The organism is Microbulbifer hydrolyticus (genome assembly GCF_009931115.1).
In the GTDB taxonomy this organism is placed as follows: Bacteria; Pseudomonadota; Gammaproteobacteria; order Pseudomonadales; family Cellvibrionaceae; genus Microbulbifer; species Microbulbifer hydrolyticus.
The window spans coordinates 475,837-494,382 of the sequence record NZ_CP047491.1 but is presented as its reverse complement, the minus strand read 5'-3'; the positions used below and the strand labels follow the sequence as shown (position 1 = coordinate 494,382).

Genomic DNA, 18,546 nt, shown 5'->3' with positions numbered 1-18,546 from the left:
CGACTGCGCTTACGCCTTGGCGGCGTCGTAGAAGTACGGGTCGTTCTGCTGCTCGCTGATGCGGGCTTCCAAATCGGCTTCCACCGCTTCCTCATCGCCGTGCTGCTGAAATTCCTCCGGCTTGATACCGAGGCGATTGAACAGCTGCATATCCTTGTTGGCTTCCGGGTTGCCGGTAGTGAGGAGTTTTTCCCCGTAAAAAATTGAGTTGGCGCCGGCGAGGAAGGCCAGGGACTGCATTTCGTCGTTCATGGACTCGCGCCCGGCGGAAAGGCGCACATGGGACCTGGGCATCATGATACGGGCCACGGCGATGCAGCGAATAAATTCGAACGGGTCCAGGTCTTCGTTGTCTGCCAGCGGTGTACCGGCAACCTTGACCAGCATATTGATGGGCACCGACTCCGGGTGGTCCGGCAGGTTGGCCAGCTGCATCAGCAGACCAGCGCGATCCTTTTCCCCTTCACCCAGACCGATAATGCCGCCGGCGCAGACCTTCATGCCCGCCGCGCGCACATTGCCCAGTGTTTTCAGGCGGTCTTCGTAGGTGCGGGTGGTGATGATTTCACCGTAGTACTCCGGCGAGGTGTCCAGGTTGTGGTTGTAGTAGTCCAGACCGGCATCTGCCAGATCTTTGGCCTGTTCGTCGGTCAGCATGCCGAGGGTCATGCAGGTTTCCAGGCCCAGCGCCTTCACTTCCTTCACCATCTGGGTGACGTAGGGCATGTCTTTTTTCTTTGGCGAGCGCCAGGCGGCGCCCATGCAAAAGCGGGTGGCACCACCGGCCTTGGCGGCGCGGGCCTCTTCGACCACCTTTTCCACCTTCATCAGCTTTTCCCGCTCGAGGCCGGTATCGTAGCGGGCGCTCTGCGGGCAGTAGGTGCAGTCTTCCGGGCAGGCGCCGGTCTTGATGGAACACAGGGTGCTGACCTGAACCCGGTTGGCGTCAAAATGCTGGCGGTGCACCGTCTGTGCGGTAAACAGCAGGTCATTGAACGGCAACGCGAACAGGTCCAGAACCTGCTGGCGGGTCCAGTCGTGGCGAACGCCGCCGTAAACGGAAGTGGCTTGGGACATTTGCGGGTTGGCAGTCACAGGAATTATTCTCCTCGGGGCGACGGGACGGATCGGTCACAGCGTCGGGATCGGTTTCACAACCGGGTTTCCATCAGGCCTGCCAGTTTAGCGGTGGCCCCTTGGCTGTCAACCGAGAGAACCGAATCTGGTTTACAAGTCCGGCAGTCACCGCCCATCACGGAAGGATGGATCCGCAGCAAGGAGAGAAAAATGACATTGCGCCTGCTGGAGCGGCTGTGGGAGCACTCGATCGGCCGCACCATCGACGCCCGGTTGGCGGTCTGCATCCTGTGCCGCAGTGACGAGCATATCCGCGCCGGCATCTGCGCCCCATGCGAGGCAGAGCTGCCCGCGCTGGAACACGCCTGCACCACCTGTGCGCTACCGCTGCCGAACCCGGCCGACCGTCAATGCCCGCGCTGCCAGCAAAAACCGCCACCCCAATGTCGCAGCCGTGCCTGCTGGTACTACGCCTATCCGGTGGCGCAGCTGATCCAGCGTTTCAAATACCAGGGCGATCTCGCCGCCGGCCGCACCCTGGCCGAGCTGGCCGCCCTCCGGTTCCAGCCTGAGGCCCACAGGCCGGACATTCTGGTCCCTGTGCCCCTGCACTGGCGCAAGCAAATTTCCCGCGGCTACAACCAGGCACAACTGATTGCGGACCGGCTCGGCCGCCAGTGGCACATCCCCGTACACACCGGGGCACTGCGCAAAGTCACCCCCACCGGCAGCCAGCAGGAACTGCGACGCAGCGAGCGACTGAAAAACCTGGCCGACAGCTTTACCGCGCGGCCCGATAAAGTAGCCGGGCTGCATGTGGGCCTGGTGGATGATGTGATCACTACCGGCGCGACGCTGGAGGTTGCGGCACAGGCCCTGTGCACGGCAGGCGCAACCCGGGTAAGCGCTTACGCCCTGGCCAGAACGCCCTGACACTCAGCCGATCCCCCTCCGTGACCAAGCGGTACTCCTGTGCCGATACATAGACCAACGTGACTCCTATCGGCACAATAGTCGCCCTTTTCAGCGGCTGCGCAAAAATCCACCGGCTGCTAACGTTATAAAAGAAGTCCACCTGACCCGGCCGCGCGCCTCGACAGGTGGTCAGCACAGGATGATGGGATATTGAACATGAGTGATTTCCAGATGCCCCGCGGGATCGTGATCAGCGGTACCGGACTGTGGACTCCGCCAGACGCCATCAGCAACGAAGAGCTGGTGCAGGCCCTCAACACCCACGCGGAAAAATTCAACCGCGAAAACGCCGATGCGATCGAATCCGGCCAGGTGAAAGCCAAGCCCTATTCATCCGCGGAATTCATCGAGAAGGCCTCCGGCATCAAAAACCGCTATGTGATCAGCAAAGAGGGCATCCTCGACCCCGAGCGCATGCGTCCCTACCTGCCCGAGCGCGCCGACGAGGAACTGTGCCTGCAGGCGGAAATGGGCCTGAAGGCAGCGAAGCTGGCGCTGGAAAAAGCCAACAAAAAGCCCGAAGACATCGACGCGGTGATCGTGGGTGCCTCCTACCTGCAGCGCGCCTACCCCGCCATCGCTATCGAAATTCAGGGCGAGCTGGGTATCGACGGGTTTGCCTTCGATATGGAAGTGGCCTGCTCCTCCGCCACCTTTGCCCTGCAGCGCGCCGTGGATGCGATCAGTTCCGGCTCCGCCAAAGCGGTGCTGGTGATCAATCCGGAGCTGGCCTCACCGCAGGTGGATTTCACCGATCGCGACAGCCACTTTATTTTCGGCGATGTGGCGGTGGCCACGGTGGTGGAACGCAAGGAAAGCTGCAACGCAGACACCGCCTGGGAAATTCTCGGCACCAAGGCGAAAACCGTGTTCTCCAACAATATCCGCTCCAACGTCAGCTACACCTCCCGCGCCGCGGATGTGGATCCGTTCGGTGAGGGCAAGCTGTTCCGCCAGAACGGCCGCAAGGTATTCAAGGAAGTCTGCCCGATGGCGGCTGCGCACCTGGAAAGCCAGGTGCGGGAAGTTGGCTTTGAGCCCAACGCCATCGACCGCTGGTGGCTGCACCAGGCAAACATCAACATGAACCAGTTGATCGCGAAAAAACTGATGGGGGATGAAGCCACGCCGGAACGCGCGCCGATCGTGCTGGATCAATACGCCAACACCGGCTGTGCCGGCTCGGTAATTGCGTTCAACCTGAACAGCGATGATCTGGCAGTGGGCAGCAAAGGCGTGATCTGCTCCTTCGGGGCGGGTTATTCGATCGGCAGCCTGGCGCTGGAAAAAGTCGCCATCTGATCCGGCACCTTTTCTTTTGCGGTTGGGCGGCCCTGTATCCCGGGGCCGCCACGCTATTTAACGGCACGATCAAAGAAAGACCCGCGCCTCCTTGCAGCCGATACTTTTCAGCACGCCCATCAGCCGCGTCAGGTCACCGTCCACAATGGGTTCGTCCTGTTCATCCGCGAGCATCAGCAGGTCACCGTTTTGCTTACGCAGCATCACAAACCACTGGTTTACATCACTGGGGTTTTTCCGGAGCTGAATCTCATCGAGCGCGCCCTTCTTAAACTGCTGCGCTGCCTGGCAAATTTTCATTTCTGGTACCTATTTTTTGTGCTCGCTCCTCAAGCCGTGCCAGTGCGGAGGACAGCGTCGGGAATACCTGACAGCCGTGTTCAGCGGGATTGAAACGCGCCTTGGCCAGGGTTTTTAATGGCTGAAACTGAAAATCGGCCAGGTAAACATCGGTCCTGCTCTCTGCGCACTCGCCTAAAAAACGCTGCATCGCCGACAGGCCGCCCGCATCCAGTATCGGTACCGAGTCCAGGTACAGCACCACTCCCCGCTGGCCACGGCAGAGCAGAGACAGCTCGGCAAACACCAGCTCGGCGGCGGCGAAGAACAACGGTCCGTTGATTTTGAATACCTTCCAGCCCTCAGGCACATCGGTATCCACCAGCTTGCGGTCATTGCTCACGTCCTTGGCCCGGGTCATCTCAGCAATATTTTTCATAAACAGCAGTGAGGCCAGTACCACCCCGGCGGTGATGGCGATCACCATGTCCATCGCGACCGTGAGCACAAAGCACACACCGAACACCAGCACATCGCTGAACGGTGCATTGCGCAGCAGCTTGAGCGCCTTTGGCGCCTCGCTCATGTTCCACGCCACCACTACCAGCAGTGCGGCCATACTGGCCATGGGCAGGTAGCCCAGCAGCCCCGCGAGGGAAACCAGTGCAACCAGTACCACCAGCGCGTGCACCATCGCCGCCAGCGGCGACTGCGCCCCCGCTTTGACATTGGCGGCGGAGCGGGCGATGGCAGCGGTCGCGGTAATGCCGCCAAAAAACGGCGCCACCACATTGCCGATACCCTGTCCCATCAACTCGCTGTTGGCGCTGTGCTTTTTACCGGTCATGCCATCCAGCACCACCGCGCATAGCAGCGATTCGATGGCACCCAGCATGGCAATGGCAAACGCTGCCGACAGCATGTCCCGCACCAGCGACCAACTGAACGTAAGCGATTCCTCTCCCGCCTGGGTGCGCAACCAGGGCCATTGAAAATCCGGCAACACTGGCGGGATACCCGCGCTCTCTGTGCCACCCGGCAGGGTGTAGTGGAAAGTGGAGCTGATGGTCGCCACGTCCAGCCCGAGGCTGTTGAGGGCAACGGCCAGCAACGTGCCGACAAGCACCGCCGGCAGGTGTGGCGGCAGCGGGGTTTTCAGGCGCGGCCACATCAGCATCACCGCCAGCGTTGCCAGCCCCACATACAGACTGGGGAGGGCGATTGTCGGCAGCGCCTCGCCCAGAGCCGCCACCTTGCCGGCAAAACTGTGGGGCATTGCGGCGATATCCAGCCCCATGAAGTCCTTCACCTGCAGCACCGCAATCACCACCGCAATACCGGCGGTAAAACCGAGGGTGACGGACTCCGGGATGTACTGGATATAGCGGCCGAGACGCATCAGGGCCATCAGCATCTGCATCGCGCCGGCGAGAATACTGGCGATGAGCAGACCCGCCAGCCCGTACTGCTCTACCACCGGCACCAAGATGACGATAAACGCCGCGGTCGGCCCCGACACGCTGTAGCGTGACCCGCCGGCGAGGGGAATCAGAAAGCCAGCGATAAACGCACTGTACAGGCCGTATTGCGGCGCCACACCGATGGCAATCGCCAGCGCCATCGCCAGCGGAATGGCGATGATGCCCACCGTGACCCCGGCAACGAGGTCCCTGGCAAGCTGCGTGCGCCCATAGCGGGAGCCGGCCAACACCTCCCGCAGGGCGTACCCCAGGCGCAGAGAGAAGAGGTGTCGGCGATGTGCCATATGCGTGCGCTCCGCGGGGCGCTATTTGAGAAGAGGGGGCATTCGAATTATCCTCTCATCAGACACATCTTCAATGTTAATTTGATTAACATGTTTTTACCCGGATGAACGAGAGATGGAAAACCGTACTGCGCGTCTGACGCTACTGATCGACCCGAAAAAGAAAGCCCTGTTCGAAAAGCTGTGTGCGGAGGACGATGTGACCCCATCGCAGAAGGTACGGCAATTTATCCGCGAATATATCGAACAGAGGCTGGGTACAGACTGGAAAGAGCAGGTATTCGGGGACGATGAGGTCTAACCCCCGGCGCTCACTTGCCCGGCGGCAACACCACCCACTCGGGTTCCTCGTAAGCCCCGAGACTGCGGATTTCCACAAACGGCGCGGCGCTGCGGATAATGGCCGCGATCTCCGGGTGGTGCTCTGACTCCATGGCGTCGCGCTGTTCCTTGCTGGCCCAGCGCGCAATGGCGATCAGCTTGTCCGGCTCACCGATTTTGCGATGCAGCTCGGTTCCCATCGCACCCGGCGCCCGCTGGATCAGCGCCGAGGCGCGCACCCAGGCGTCGGCGTATTCCTCGGCGGTATGGCCTTGTTTTATCCGTACTTCGAAGATGTATTTCATGTGCGCCTCCCTCTCCACGGCAATCGCCCGCGCGCAAGCCGCTGCGGACGGGTTTGGTGGTATTACCTAACCGCGTTAGCATAGCGCCCCACGCCAACGGAGCGCCTCCATGACCGATTCTGTGAATGACCATTCACATCTCCAGCCTTCTGCACATCCCTACGACACCCTCACTCCCGACCGGGTGATCGACTGCGTGGAAAGTGTGGGGCTGCTGTCTGATGCGCGTATTTTCCCCCTGAACAGCTATGAAAACCGTGTCTATCAGGTGGGAATCGATGAGGCGCAGCCGCTGATCGCCAAGTTTTATCGCCCGGGGCGCTGGAGCGATGCACAGATCCGCGAGGAGCACCAATTCTCCCTAGAACTGGCGGACGCCGAGATCCCGGTAGTTGCGCCCATGTACATCAATGGCGATACCCTGCACTCGGCACACGGATTCCGCTTTGCGCTGTTTCCCCGCCGCGGCGGGCGCCAGGTTGAACTGGACAATTTCGAGCACCTGGAGCAGGTGGGCACCATGCTCGGCCGGATTCACGCCATTGGCGCGGCGCGACCTTTCGAGCACCGGGCGGAATTGACCCTGCAGCGCTTCGCCATCGACAGCCGCGAATTCATCCTCGCCGGCGACTTCCTGCCGCGGGAAAATGTGGAGGCCTACGCGACCACCACCGCACATATCATCGAGCAGATTGCACCGGTGTTCGACCGCCCCTGGCAGACCCTGCGGCTGCACGGCGACTGCCACAGTGGCAACTTCCTGTGGCGGGACGAGACGCCCTGGTTTGTGGACCTGGACGACTGCCTCACTGGCCCGGCGATTCAGGATATCTGGATGCTGATCTCCGGTGACCGCGCGGAACAGACCGCTTATCTCGACACCGTCGTGGAAGGCTATGAAACCTTCTACCCTTTTGATCCGGCCCAGTTGCAGCTGGTGGAGCCGCTGCGCTGCCTGCGGCAGATGCACCACGCGGCCTGGCTGGCCCGGCGCTGGGAGGACCCGGCTTTTCCCATGGCGTTCCCATGGTTCAATAGCCCGCGCTACTGGGCGGAACATATTCTGGCCCTGCGGGAGCAACTCTCGGCCCTGCAGGAACCTACCCTCACCCTCGGCGCGATATAAAGGAAAAGCGTGGTTTTTTGTATAGACCAGGCACTGGAAAGAAAGGATTTTTAACGTGGAAAGCGTACAACCCTGTGTGGAACAGGACGAGCTCTGGAGCGGCATCCGCCGCGACGTTGCTGTGCAGGTCGAGCGGGAGCCCATCCTCGCGAGCTTCCTGCACGCGACCATTCTCAACCACAGCACCCTAGAGTCGGCACTCAGCTTCCACCTGGCCAACAAGCTGGACAGCCCGGTGGCTCCCGCGCTGCTGATCCGCGAAGTCATCGATGAAGCGCTGGAGGCCGACCCGCAAATCGGCATCGCGGCACGCGCCGACCTGGCCGCGGTGGAACAGCGGGACAGTGCCTGCCAGTCCCTGTACGAGCCCTTCCTCTTCTTCAAGGGATTTCACGCCCTGCAGGCCTGGCGAGTGGCCCACTGGCTGTGGCAACAGAATCGCCGCTCGCTATCGCTGTTCGTGCAGCATCGAATCTCGGTAGTGTTCGGTGTGGATATTCACCCGGCAGCGCAGCTCGGCCAGGGCATTCTGCTGGATCACGCTACCGGCATCGTTATCGGTGAAACCGCGGTGGTGGAAGACAATGTCTCCATCATGCAGTCCGTCACTCTCGGCGGTACCGGCAAGGAATCCGGCGACCGCCACCCCAAGGTCCGCTGCGGGGTGCTGATCGGTGCCGGCAGCAAGATTCTGGGCAATATCGAGATTGGCCGCTGTTCGCAGATTGCCTCTGGCAGTGTGGTATTGAAGGCCGTGCCGGAAAAATCCCTGGTCGCCGGCGTGCCCGCCAAAGTGATCGGCACGGCAAGCTGCGACCAGCCGGCGCTGTCGATGAATCAATGTGCGCTGTCGCAGGTGGATCAATTGCGCTGATTCTGCTGTCACAGGTTGCGAACTATAGATACGGCCACTCACCGGCAGGACTATTCTGTAACCATGAAATACAGTCTCAGCGCGAAAAACCTCGTTTGTCGCAACCTGGAAAACAAAGCCGGGTACTGCGCAGACCTCCTCAACCCCAAGCAGAGCAAGGAAATTACCGGTCTTCTGCGCACCGACAGCGGCCTGCTCTCCTCCCGCTTCAACCAGGTGGTGAGCAACTCGGTAATGCAGCCGCGAATCCTGCAGCGTTTCGTGGTGGACTACTTCGCCGAGCGCCACAGCCCGTTCTCCCTGTGGCACTGTGCCAGCAAGCCGCTCGACGACCAGGCACTGGAAGCGCTGAACCTGAAGCGGCTGGCGCCACAGATCGCCGTGGCCGCCGAAGTGAAACAGCTTGCCACCGAGGAAAAAAAGATCGAGGGGCTGGAAATAAACCCGGTCACCACTGCGGAAGGGATTCTCGCCTTCGGCGAACTGATCGCGCAGATGCAGGAGTGCCCGCGGGAAAGCGCACAGATCAAAAAGTTTTACCAGCAGCTGTCCGAGTTGCCGGAGCACAAACACAGCCGACTGAAACTGTTTTTAGCCGAGTTCCAGGGCAAAGCCGTCGCCACCGGCACCCTGTTTTCATCGGCGGACTCACTCGGTTTTTACGACCTCGCCACCCTGCCCGAATACCGCGGCCGCGGCATCGGCAGCACCCTACTGCAACACCTGATCAACGAAGTCCTGCACAGCCACCACAAGCACGCCGTGGCACTTGTGGGCGAGGACCAGCAGGATATCTGGCTGAATGCCGGTTTTTATGCGGTAGGGGAAGTGGCGCATTACGAATTTACCCCGGAGCGGGGCAGCGCGCATATCGTCAGCGACGAAGCACAGAACGGCGACCTCGGCGAGGGCCGCCAGAGCGCCTGATGCCTGCGTGGGGCCATGTACCCGTTCAGGCGCGCTCGATCGGAAACGCAATCACATCCTCGATGCGCCCGGCCCCGCAGGCCAGCATCAGCAGGCGGTCCACTCCCAGCGCCACCCCGGCGCAGTCGGGCATTCCCGCCTCGAGCGCCTGCACCAAGCGGTCCTCATACGGATAAACCGGCCCACCGTGGTCCTCCCGGTAACAGCGATCCGCCTCAAACCGGCGCTGCTGCTCCGGCGCATCCGTCAGCTCCCAGTAGCCGTTGGCCAGCTCCATACCGCCCACATACGCCTCAAACCGCCGCGCCACCGGCACCCCCAGCTCATCGTCCTCCACTCGCGCCAGCGCCGCCTGGGTCGCGGGGAAGTCGTAGACCAGCGTAATGCCTTCATCCATGCCCGGCTCAATATGGTGGCTCATCAGCAGGTCCAGGCACTCATCCCGCCCCGCCGGCTCAAACGACAGCTCCAGCACCTTCGCCACCGTCGCCTTCAGCTCTTCAAAACTCGCCCGGTGCGGGTCCACCCCGAGCTGTTGCAGGAACAACGCGCGATAGCTGTAGGAGTGCACTTTTGAAATCTTCAGGATATGCGACAAAAACTCGCCCACCTCGATCATTAGCCGATGGTCGTCCCAGCCCATCCGGTACCACTCCAGCATGGTGAACTCCGGATTGTGCCGGCCCCCGGCCTCGCCATTGCGAAATGCCTTGCCCAGGTAATAACAATCCCCAATACCTGCCGCCACCAGGCGCTTCAGGCCAAACTCCGGGCTAGTGGCCAGGTAGGCGGTCTCGCCACCGCATTCGGCGGTGATGGAATCGATATGGGGATCACTGGTGGCGCGACGGGAGAGAATCGGCACTTCCATTTCCAGCACCTGACGCTCGCTGAAAAAACGACGGATATCCGCGAGCAGGGTGGCGCGGCGGCGGAGGTTCTGTAGAGGGGCAGAGGGCTGCCAGATAGCATCAGACATGGACAATTCAACTGAGATGTTGAGTCAGTTTAGCCGCCACCGCACCGACCGGGTCGGCACCATAGCTGCCAAAACGAAAAAGGGCGAATACCAGAGTACCCGCCCTTTAAAATCGCTCAAACAGGAAAAATCAGTCTTCCTTGGCGCGGCCCAGGTATTCACCGGTGCGGGTGTCGACCTTGATGGTCTCACCGATCTCCAGGAACAGGGGCACCTTGACCACCGCACCGGTTACCAGGGTCGCCGGCTTGGTACCGCCCTGTGCGGTATCACCACGCACACCCGGATCGGTATCGGTGATTTCCAGAATCACGTGATTCGGTGGTGTCACCGCCAGCGGAGACCCGTTGTACAGGGTAACCACACAGGTATCCTGCTCTTTCAGCCACTTGGCCGCATCACCAACAGCGGCCACATCCGCCTGGTGCTGCTCAAATGTTTCCGGCTCCATGAAATGGAAGAACTCACCATCGTTGTAGAGGTACTCCATGTCGCGGTCCATCACATCCGCAGACTCCAGGCTCTCACCGGAACGGAAAGTGCGCTCCCAGACCCGGCCGGTTTTCAGGTTACGCAGCTTCACACGGTTGAAGGCCTGGCCCTTACCGGGCTTCACGAACTCATTCTCCACAATGGAGCAGGGGTCGCCGTCCAGCATTACCTTCAGACCGCCTTTGAATTCGTTGGTGGAATAACTAGCCATGAGTTCCTCGAAATATCAGCATTACGCTGGCAAATTGATTAAACTTCGCGCGCCCCCAATACGGGGAGCGTCAGCAAAACAGCAGTACCGCCGCCGACCGCGCCAAAAAACAGCCCAATATGATACAGCACCGCCAGCCTCCCCGTGAAATAAGCAGCATCGAAATCGCCACCTCCGATGGGGAAGGCGCCGCTGCGCGCCGCTGGCAGGAGGAAATGGCGGACCTGGTTACGGATCCCAAAGAGCTGCTGGACCTGTTACAGCTGGATCCGCACCAATTGCCCCAGCTGGCCGCGGCCTCGGGACTGTTCCAGCTGCGGGTCCCGCGCCCGTACCTCCGGCGTATCCGGCCCGGTGACCCGCTGGACCCGCTGCTGCTACAGGTGTTGCCCAGTGCCGCCGAACTGCAGCCCACCCCCGGCTTCAGCGACGACCCCCTGCAGGAGGCCAGCGCCAACCCGGTGCCCGGTGTCGTACATAAATACCGCGGCCGCCTGCTGCTGATCACCGCCGGCCAGTGCGCAGTCAACTGTCGCTACTGCTTTCGCCGCGCCTTCCCTTACAGTGACAATCACCTCAACCGCAGCCAGTGGCAACAGGCGCTGGCCTATATTCGCGAGCAGTCAGACCTCAGGGAGGTGATTCTGAGCGGTGGCGACCCACTGGTGATGAGCGACCGCCAGCTCGGCTGGCTCGCGAGGGAGCTCGCTGGCATTCCCCAGCTGGACAAGCTGCGCATCCACACGCGCCTGCCCATCGTGGCGCCATCGCGGGTCAATCGCGAACTGCTGGGCTGGTTTACTACCAGCCGATTGAAACCCGTGCTGGTATTGCACTGTAACCACGCCAACGAGATCGACCAGCACGTGAGGGACGCGCTTGGCCTGCTGCGAGCCGCCGGCGTCACCCTGCTGAACCAATCAGTTCTGCTGAAAGGCGTAAACGACAATCAGCAGACGCTCGCAGACCTGTCGGACAAACTCTTCGACGCCGGTGTTCTGCCCTACTACCTGCACCAGCTGGACCGGGTGCAGGGCGCGGCCCATTTTGAAGTAAGCGATGAGCATGCCCTCACCCTCGTGGAACAGCTCCGCCATCGCCTGCCCGGCTATCTGGTGCCAAAGCTGGTGCGCGAAGTACCCGCAGAGAAATCAAAGACCCCGCTCTGAACCAACGCAACAGAATTGCACGCAGGGAAAGCACCCCCAAAACGAGCCAATAACCGCCAGCACCCGGACTCCCGGCACAGCAACACAGCGGGAAACCGCACACTACTGTCGCCGCTTTCAACGCGCTCGATTGTTTATGCGCGCATGTCTCGTATACTGCTGAGAGATAAAATCCGGTTAGAGTCATGCAGGAAGCAGCCGATACTCAGATTGCGGGGAAAACCCGAACCGGCAATGCCGCCGGACAACCACACGCACATACTCCAGCATCGCAGCCCAGCGCTTTCGAACCCCGTATGGCAGGCGAGCAGTCCGCCCCCAATTGCGCCACTGCCAAAGCGCCCCCCCAATCATTACTCGAGCGGCTGTCCCCGGCACCACGCGATCTGCCCGCCCTGACCTGTGGCTGCACCACCGCCCGCCAACTAAAGCGCTGGGTCACCAGCTACCTCCAGCAAAACCCCATGGAGGACAGGGCCCAGCGCAACGCCGGCACTCTGCGCAGCCTGCTGACAGAACTTACCCGCTGGAAAGCAACCGCCCGCCACCGCTTGGCGAGCCTCGAGGTCATGCGCCCGATCGTGCTGGCCCACTACCAGCAGCTGATGAACCCCCTTCTCGACCAGGTGCGCCAAACCCCGGGCGCGGCGCAGACTCAGGAACAGCGGCGCGACCTGCTCACCGCGGTGATTCTTTTCCAGCACCTGGCACAGGCGTATTCCAGTGTCTGTGTACAACTTGCGACGGCACCGCCGAAGCTGTTTGCCCGGCGGCTCCTGGCCATAGCCCTGCACCGCGGAATCGATGGCTACCGCCGACAGATTTTTATCAGCAATCTATTTTTTCTGGCGAGCCCCAAAGGCAGCTGGGGGCGTATGCAGCGACTGCTGCAACTGGCCCGGGAACAACACGTGGACAGGCGACGGGTGTCAGACCGTCTTGCAGATCCCGTGGCCGGCAGCCTGCGCTGGGGGAAAATCTCTCAGGTTTACCTGCAGACCGCGCTGTTCGCCAGCGCCAACCCGATGCAACTGGCTACCGCTGAACAGCTCCAGTTATGGCAGTGCTGCGGTCGCTGGGCCGCCAAAACGTCACTGCTCGACACCCCCCGCGCCGGCGCCCAGACGCTGCTCGCCAGCCTCAAGCTCGACCAGCCGCCCATCCCTGCGGTACGCCTGCAGCACAGCCGGGTGGACAGGGGGCACTTCACCGCTCCACAGGGATGGTCTGTTGACCTGAATCACCCGCTGCAACAGTTGCAGCGCCGGCTGCGTCACCCCGGGGATATACCCACCGATATGCTGCAGCAGGTGCAATCCATCTGGGCCGGTGAAAAGAGTCGCAGCGGGCAGCGCACCCCAGTCAATATCCGCTGTCAGGTTGTCATCGGTATCAGTGCCATCTGCCATCATCTGAAGCTCGGCAACGAAACCGCCCCGGAAATCGCGGCCACGTTTGACGCTAGCAAGAGCGGAGCAACCGGGGGCAACAGCCTGGTGATGGACGTCGACACCGTTGATTTCCACTCGGGCCGCACCCTCCCTAGTTACGAGGTCTCCGCCCAGGACTCCCTGGACAACCTGTTGCCGAGCGCACCTTCGGTGTCGCGCTCCGGCAATGACAAGGCAGCGCGTCAACGCTACCAGCCGATCCCCGCCACCCTGCTCAACACCAGCAGTGGCGGTGCCGGCCTTCGTTTACCCCCGAATACACAGGACCGGCTGCGCTGCGGAGAACTCGCCGCCCTGTGGATAAAAGACCGCTGGGAAGTCGCGCTGATTCGCTGGCAATACGGACTGCCGGACCAGTGCCGGGTCGGGGTGGAGTTCTTTGGCGGCTATACCAGTGCGGTACAGGTTCACCGGCGCACCCGCGATGGCCGTCGCACAGACCCCATGGCCGGCCTTCTCACCGGCGACGCCGGCCTTCCTCCGGAGCTCGTTCTACCCATCCCCCTGTTCCAATCCGGCGATACAGTCGATATTGTCAACGCAGGACAGACACGCACGGTGACGCTGCATACGCAGAGCCTCGCCACCGGCAGTCTCGCTATTTTCGAGTTTTCCTGAGGAAAGCTGCGCCAGAATCGTCGTTTTACTATGGGATGCTGGAACCATCTCCCAGAGTGCCGACTATGCACTTGTTTGCGCTGATTCACACGGCCTACACTACCCGGTTCGCGGACTCCTGGAATACCTGACGGTTGACCAACAACCGGTAGCGAGTCTCAGGTACAGCATGGAAGCGGTTACACACAGAATTAAACAGCCGAGTTACGCAACACTTCCGCGACGCAGTACAACAGGAAAACAATGAGCAGCGACAACACGATCCGCCTACTTCTGATCAACGACACTCCCGCCGAAGCCCAGCGACTGGTGAGCATGCTGCACAACGCCGGTCGCCCCAACCGGGCCCAGCACGTCGCCAGTGAGGCGGCCCTGACCAAGCTTCTGCAAGAACATACCTGGGACCTGCTGATCGCCGCCGAGCAGGGCAAACAGCTTGAAGCCACCACGGCCATCCGCACCATCAACAAGCTGCAGAAAGACGTCCCCACCATCCTGCTCACCGAGCGCGAGGGTTCCCAGCCGGTGGTAGAGGGACTCAAGACCGGCGCTCGCGACGTGGTCACCGTGGACGAAGACCAGCACCTGTTGCTGGTGATCCAGCGCGAGCTGACCGCCCTGGAAGAACGGCGCCAGGCACGAATGCACGACCGCCGCTACCACGCCACCCTGAACCGCGCCAAAGAGCTGCTCGACAGTTCCAAGGATGCCATCGCCTATGTGTCTGACGGCCTGATCGTTTACGCCAACGAATCCTTCGCCGAGCGCTTTGGTTACAGCGATACCGACGATATCGAATACCAGCCTCTGATCGACATGCTCACCGAAGGCGAGCAGGAAGACGCCCGCGAGTTCCTGCGCCAGTGCGCCATCAACAGCAATGAAGTGGAAGCCCAGGAATGGCAGTTCACCGCCAAAACGGCCAACGGCACCCCTCTCGGGACCAAGGCCGAAGTGCTCTCCACCGTCTACGATGAGGAGCGCTGCCTGCAGATCCGCATCGCCTCCAGCAGCGGCAATACCGAAGAGCTGGAAGCCCAGCTGAATGAAGCGAAAAACCGCGACGCCGCCACCGGCCTCTACAACCGCCAGCGTTTCGTCCAGCTGCTGGATAACGCCATCCAGTCCGCCGCCGGCTCACAGCGTACCGGCGGCCTGATGTTTATCGAAATCGACCGCTTCGAAGAGTCCGTACAACAGATCGTCGGCGTCGCCGGTGCCGACGACCTGCACCGGAAATTTGCCCAGTTACTGCAAAGCAGTGTGCGCCGCGGCGATATCCTCGCGCGCTACGGCGAAGAGAACTACTGCCTGCTGATGCCGGAGACCACTCCCGACAGCGCCGAAACCCGCTCCAGAGAGCTCCTGCAGAAAGTTGCTGATACCATCTTTGAGGCCGCCGGCAAAACCCTGCACATTACCGCGTCCATCGGCATCTCGCTGCTGAGTGAAACCTCCGGCAATGCCGACAAGGTACTGGAGCAGGCCTCCAAGGCCCACGACCAGGCGCTCAAGAGCGGCAATGGCAACAGCTTCGCGCTGTACGAGCCAGACAGCGAGCAACAGGGCGACGCCGATACCTACCACCGCGCCCGCGTGACCCAGGCTCTCGAAGCCGGCAACCTCAAACTCCTGTACCAGCCAATCCTCAGCCTGCAGGGCAGTGGCGAGAAAATTTACGAGGTGCTGGTGCGTCTGGTGGACGGCAAGGAAGAGCTTGCCCCCATGGCCTTCCTCGAGGCCCTCGGTGACGCCGGTCTCTCCACCAAGATGGACCGGTGGGTGATCCTCAATGCCATCAAGGCCGCCGCCGCACAGCGCGCCTCGGGCAACCAGACGTCGGTACTGCTGCACCTCACTGTTGCGTCACTGAAAGACACCAGCCTGCCCGCCTGGCTCGGGGTTGCCTTCAAGGCTGCCAAGGTGCCGCCTGGGGCCGTCACCTTCCAGCTGCGCGCCGAAGACATCAACAGTAACCTCCACGCCGCCCGCGACTTTGCAAAACTGGTACAGGATATGGGCTGCCGCGTCGCCGTGTGCCATTTCGGCACCGGCTTGAGCCCATTCAAGGCCTTGGAGCACGTCAACGTCGACATCGCCAAGATCGACGCCTCTTTCGTGCGCGAAGTGCAGGACGAAGGGGAAGACAGCGAAGCGCTGGTCAAACTCGTCGGCCAGCTCAAGGAAATCGATACCCAGGTCATCGTCCCCCACGTCGAACAGGCCAACATGCTGCCCACCCTGTGGCAGACCGGCACCGACTACATCCAGGGCTATTACGTGCAGCCCCCCGGGGAACAGATGGACTTTGATTTCAGCCTGGACTGATTGCTCGCTACAGCATCGCGCCCGGACAAACTCGGGCAAGCCCCGACAAGCAAACTCGGGCAAGCCCCGACAAGAAGGTGTCGCCAGCCGGGGGCGGCACCTTGCTTGCCCCCATTCCGAGCACCCTCTCGTATCCACGGCAAAACCGTCAATTCCGGTCTAACCTAGGACCAAAACAGAAATCCAGTTTCCCCGCCACCCTGTCTATTGGGTATTCTTTGCCGCGAAGAATTTACCCAGTTCTATCTTTAAAACGACAACAATCACGGAGCCACACATGCTGCCCCAATTGTTCACCCCCAACCTCGGCCGCCTGATCGGCGCCGGACTGCTTGCCTGCAGCCTTGCCACCCTGAGCGCCTGCAGTAAAAACGAAGACGTATCGGGCCAGAAGCCAGCCGAACAGCGTCCCGCCAGCACCGAGACCGGCGACGGCACCCCGCAACAGGCCGCGGCCGAAAACCAGAAAAATGAAGGAGCCATGGCAGCAAAAGCCGCCCCGGAATCCGGTGTCGACTACCACTCCTTTGCCAACACCAACGACTACACCGTCAAACACCTCGATCTCGACCTCACCGCCGACTTCGACAACAAGATCCTCAAGGGCGAAGCCATTCTCGATATCAAGCGGCTCACCCCGAAAAATCCTGAGCTGATCCTCGATACCCGTGACATCGATGTCACCGCGGTACGCGCTGGCATCGGCGACAGCCTTGAAGAGGTAAAATTCAGTCTCGGCAAAAAAGACCCACACCTCGGCACTCCGCTGAAAATCAAGCTGCCCAAGGGCGCCAACCGGGTCGCGATCCAGTACCAGACCGCCCCCGGCGCCTCCGGCGTACAGTGGCTGGAACCGCAACAGACCGCCGGCAAAAAACACCCCTTCCTGTTCACCCAGGCCCAGGCCATTCACGCGCGCAGCTTTATTCCCCTGCAGGATACGCCGCAGGTGCGCATGACCTACGAGGCCACCATCCGCACCCCGGAAGCATTGCGCGCAGTGATGAGTGCCAACAACGACCCGGAAGCGGAACTGGACGGCGTGTTCGAGTTTGAAATGCCCCAGGCGATTCCCTCCTACCTGATCGCCATCGGCATCGGCAACCTCGACTTCAAACCCATGGGCGAGCGCACCGGGGTCTACGCCGAGCCGGAACTGCTGGAAGCCGCGGCAAAAGAATTCGAAGACACCGAAGACATGCTCGAGGTTACCGAGGAAAACTTCGGCCCCTACCGCTGGGACCGCTATGACCTGCTGATCCTGCCCCCGAGCTTTCCCTTCGGCGGCATGGAAAACCCACGCCTGAGCTTTATCACCCCTACCGTCATCGCCGGCGACAAGAGCCTGGTGGCCCTAATCGCCCATGAGCTGGCGCACTCCTGGTCCGGCAACCTGATCACCAACGCCAGCTGGCGCGACCTGTGGCTGAACGAAGGTTTCACCACCTACCTCACCAATCGCATCATGCAGTTTGTGTACGGTGACGAGCGCTACCAGATGGAAATGGCCCTCGGTTACGACGACCTGCAGGCGGACCTGGCAGACCGTCCGGACAAAGACGAGATCATGGCCATCGACCTGCGCGGCCGCGACCCCGACGAAGTCTTCTCCAACATCCCCTACGAGAAAGGCTCCCTGTTCCTGTACGAGCTGGAGCAGAAGGTGGGCCGCGAGAACTTCGACAAGTTCCTGATGGAGTACTTCAACCACTTTGCCTTCCAGAGCATCACCACGGAAGACTTTGTTGCCTACCTGAAGAAAACCCTGCTTCAGCAGTATCCGGACAAGCTGGACGAAGCCCGCATCAACGAGTGGATCTTCCAGCCCGGCATTCCCGAAGGTGCCCCGCACCCCACTTCCGACGCCTTCACCAAGCTCGACCCGATCCGCAAGCAGTGGCTGAACGGCGAGATCAAAGCCAGCGATATCGACACCAAGGACTGGACTTTCCACCAGTGGAAATATTTCCTCGACGGCATGCCGGAAAAGTTGAGCGAAGACCAGCTGAAGGAACTGGACAGCACGTTCAGCCTGACACAGTCGAAGAACAATGAAATCGCATTCAGCTGGCTGATGATTGCCGTGCGCAACCAGTACCAGCCTGCAGATGCGCGCCTGGAAGATTTCCTCACCAGCATCGGCCGCAATAAATTCCTGCGCCCGCTGTACCGCAACCTGATGGAAAATGGCCAGGAAGAAACCGCCAAGCGGATTTTCGAAAAAGCCAAGCCCGGTTACCACCCGCTGACCGTGAAGGTGAACAGCAAAATCATCTACGGCGACTGATCGCCCCTCGCATCCGCTACGCAGAGCCCATTCCCACTCGGACAACCCCGGGGAATGGGC

General features: G+C 61.1%; 16 protein-coding genes. 10 read left to right on the top strand and 6 right to left on the bottom strand.

Features of this window, described 5'->3' with window-relative positions; all coding sequences use genetic code 11:
- Nucleotides 1–9: 9 nt before the first annotated feature.
- Nucleotides 10–1,077 (bottom strand): biotin synthase BioB, encoded by a 1,068-nt coding sequence (gene bioB, locus GTQ55_RS02080; protein WP_161859959.1) that lies wholly within the window; start codon nt 1,075–1,077, stop codon nt 10–12.
- Nucleotides 1,078–1,287: 210 nt separating this feature from the next.
- Between bioB and GTQ55_RS02075 the strand changes: the two genes are divergently transcribed.
- The gene (locus GTQ55_RS02075; RefSeq protein ID WP_161857237.1) at nt 1,288–2,010 is read left to right on the top strand and encodes a ComF family protein; all 723 of its coding nucleotides are present in this window, start codon (nt 1,288–1,290) and stop codon (nt 2,008–2,010) included.
- A 198-nt stretch (nt 2,011–2,208) separates the two neighbouring features.
- The gene (locus GTQ55_RS02070; protein WP_202620655.1) at nt 2,209–3,354 is read left to right on the top strand and encodes a beta-ketoacyl-ACP synthase III; all 1,146 of its coding nucleotides are present in this window, start codon (nt 2,209–2,211) and stop codon (nt 3,352–3,354) included.
- Nucleotides 3,355–3,423: 69 nt separating this feature from the next.
- Here the strand turns inward: GTQ55_RS02070 and GTQ55_RS02065 are convergent, their stop codons facing one another.
- Both GTQ55_RS02065 and dauA read right to left on the bottom strand, forming a co-directional pair.
- Complete coding sequence (locus GTQ55_RS02065; RefSeq protein WP_161857236.1) at nt 3,424–3,654, bottom strand: hypothetical protein; 231 nt, start codon at nt 3,652–3,654, stop codon at nt 3,424–3,426.
- Complete coding sequence (dauA, locus tag GTQ55_RS02060) at nt 3,623–5,398, bottom strand: C4-dicarboxylic acid transporter DauA (protein ID WP_161857235.1); 1,776 nt, start codon at nt 5,396–5,398, stop codon at nt 3,623–3,625. Before dauA ends, GTQ55_RS02065 begins: the two co-directional genes overlap by 32 nt.
- Before the next feature lie 115 nt (nt 5,399–5,513).
- Between dauA and GTQ55_RS02055 the strand changes: the two genes are divergently transcribed.
- Nucleotides 5,514–5,699 (top strand): CopG family transcriptional regulator, encoded by a 186-nt coding sequence (locus GTQ55_RS02055; RefSeq protein WP_161857234.1) that lies wholly within the window; start codon nt 5,514–5,516, stop codon nt 5,697–5,699.
- A gap of 10 nt (nt 5,700–5,709) precedes the next feature.
- On the opposite strand, the gene GTQ55_RS02050 is transcribed toward GTQ55_RS02055, so the two are convergent.
- The gene (locus tag GTQ55_RS02050) at nt 5,710–6,024 is read right to left on the bottom strand and encodes an antibiotic biosynthesis monooxygenase family protein (RefSeq protein WP_161857233.1); all 315 of its coding nucleotides are present in this window, start codon (nt 6,022–6,024) and stop codon (nt 5,710–5,712) included.
- 109 nt (nt 6,025–6,133) lie between these two features.
- Between GTQ55_RS02050 and GTQ55_RS02045 the strand changes: the two genes are divergently transcribed.
- The 3 genes from GTQ55_RS02045 to GTQ55_RS02035 all read left to right on the top strand — a co-directional run bounded on the left by GTQ55_RS02045 (nt 6,134) and on the right by GTQ55_RS02035 (nt 8,951).
- Complete coding sequence (locus tag GTQ55_RS02045; RefSeq protein WP_161857232.1) at nt 6,134–7,150, top strand: serine/threonine protein kinase; 1,017 nt, start codon at nt 6,134–6,136, stop codon at nt 7,148–7,150.
- Nucleotides 7,151–7,205: 55 nt separating this feature from the next.
- Entirely contained in the window at nt 7,206–8,024 is an 819-nt protein-coding gene (gene cysE, locus GTQ55_RS02040) for a serine O-acetyltransferase (protein WP_202620654.1), read from the top strand.
- A 63-nt stretch (nt 8,025–8,087) separates the two neighbouring features.
- Nucleotides 8,088–8,951 carry a GNAT family N-acetyltransferase gene (locus tag GTQ55_RS02035; RefSeq protein WP_161857231.1) on the top strand — a complete coding sequence of 288 codons (864 nt, stop codon included), beginning with the start codon at nt 8,088–8,090 and terminating at the stop codon, nt 8,949–8,951.
- Between the two features lie 25 nt (nt 8,952–8,976).
- Here GTQ55_RS02035 and epmA read toward each other — a convergent pair whose 3' ends face one another.
- Both epmA and efp read right to left on the bottom strand, forming a co-directional pair.
- A complete protein-coding gene (gene epmA / locus GTQ55_RS02030; RefSeq protein ID WP_161857230.1) occupies nt 8,977–9,930 on the bottom strand; it encodes an EF-P lysine aminoacylase EpmA in 954 nt (317 codons plus the stop codon).
- Between the two features lie 130 nt (nt 9,931–10,060).
- Nucleotides 10,061–10,633: an elongation factor P gene (gene efp / locus GTQ55_RS02025; protein WP_161857229.1), complete on the bottom strand. Its 573-nt coding sequence runs from the start codon at nt 10,631–10,633 to the stop codon at nt 10,061–10,063.
- A gap of 119 nt (nt 10,634–10,752) precedes the next feature.
- Between efp and epmB the strand changes: the two genes are divergently transcribed.
- The 4 genes from epmB to GTQ55_RS02005 all read left to right on the top strand — a co-directional run bounded on the left by epmB (nt 10,753) and on the right by GTQ55_RS02005 (nt 18,486).
- A complete protein-coding gene (gene epmB / locus GTQ55_RS02020) occupies nt 10,753–11,802 on the top strand; it encodes an EF-P beta-lysylation protein EpmB (RefSeq protein WP_161857228.1) in 1,050 nt (349 codons plus the stop codon).
- A gap of 185 nt (nt 11,803–11,987) precedes the next feature.
- Entirely contained in the window at nt 11,988–13,871 is a 1,884-nt protein-coding gene (locus GTQ55_RS02015) for a hypothetical protein (protein ID WP_237567777.1), read from the top strand.
- 243 nt (nt 13,872–14,114) lie between these two features.
- Entirely contained in the window at nt 14,115–16,199 is a 2,085-nt protein-coding gene (locus GTQ55_RS02010) for an EAL domain-containing response regulator (RefSeq protein ID WP_161857226.1), read from the top strand.
- Nucleotides 16,200–16,476: 277 nt separating this feature from the next.
- Entirely contained in the window at nt 16,477–18,486 is a 2,010-nt protein-coding gene (locus GTQ55_RS02005) for a M1 family metallopeptidase (RefSeq protein ID WP_202620653.1), read from the top strand.
- The last annotated feature ends 60 nt before the right edge of the window (nt 18,487–18,546 follow it).

Excerpts from the sequence above, each read along its gene's own strand:
- bioB (WP_161859959.1), bottom strand. The coding sequence starts at position 1,077 with ATGTCCCAAGCCACTTCCGTTTACGGCGGCGTTCGCCACGACTGGACC.
- GTQ55_RS02075 (WP_161857237.1), top strand. The coding sequence starts at position 1,288 with ATGACATTGCGCCTGCTGGAGCGGCTGTGGGAGCACTCGATCGGCCGC.
- GTQ55_RS02070 (WP_202620655.1), top strand. The coding sequence starts at position 2,209 with ATGAGTGATTTCCAGATGCCCCGCGGGATCGTGATCAGCGGTACCGGA.
- GTQ55_RS02065 (WP_161857236.1), bottom strand. The coding sequence starts at position 3,654 with ATGAAAATTTGCCAGGCAGCGCAGCAGTTTAAGAAGGGCGCGCTCGAT.
- dauA (WP_161857235.1), bottom strand. The coding sequence starts at position 5,398 with ATGGCACATCGCCGACACCTCTTCTCTCTGCGCCTGGGGTACGCCCTG.
- GTQ55_RS02055 (WP_161857234.1), top strand. The coding sequence starts at position 5,514 with ATGGAAAACCGTACTGCGCGTCTGACGCTACTGATCGACCCGAAAAAG.
- GTQ55_RS02050 (WP_161857233.1), bottom strand. The coding sequence starts at position 6,024 with ATGAAATACATCTTCGAAGTACGGATAAAACAAGGCCATACCGCCGAG.
- GTQ55_RS02045 (WP_161857232.1), top strand. The coding sequence starts at position 6,134 with ATGACCGATTCTGTGAATGACCATTCACATCTCCAGCCTTCTGCACAT.
- GTQ55_RS02035 (WP_161857231.1), top strand. The coding sequence starts at position 8,088 with ATGAAATACAGTCTCAGCGCGAAAAACCTCGTTTGTCGCAACCTGGAA.
- epmA (WP_161857230.1), bottom strand. The coding sequence starts at position 9,930 with ATGTCTGATGCTATCTGGCAGCCCTCTGCCCCTCTACAGAACCTCCGC.
- efp (WP_161857229.1), bottom strand. The coding sequence starts at position 10,633 with ATGGCTAGTTATTCCACCAACGAATTCAAAGGCGGTCTGAAGGTAATG.
- epmB (WP_161857228.1), top strand. The coding sequence starts at position 10,753 with ATGATACAGCACCGCCAGCCTCCCCGTGAAATAAGCAGCATCGAAATC.
- GTQ55_RS02015 (WP_237567777.1), top strand. The coding sequence starts at position 11,988 with ATGCAGGAAGCAGCCGATACTCAGATTGCGGGGAAAACCCGAACCGGC.
- GTQ55_RS02010 (WP_161857226.1), top strand. The coding sequence starts at position 14,115 with ATGAGCAGCGACAACACGATCCGCCTACTTCTGATCAACGACACTCCC.
- GTQ55_RS02005 (WP_202620653.1), top strand. The coding sequence starts at position 16,477 with ATGCTGCCCCAATTGTTCACCCCCAACCTCGGCCGCCTGATCGGCGCC.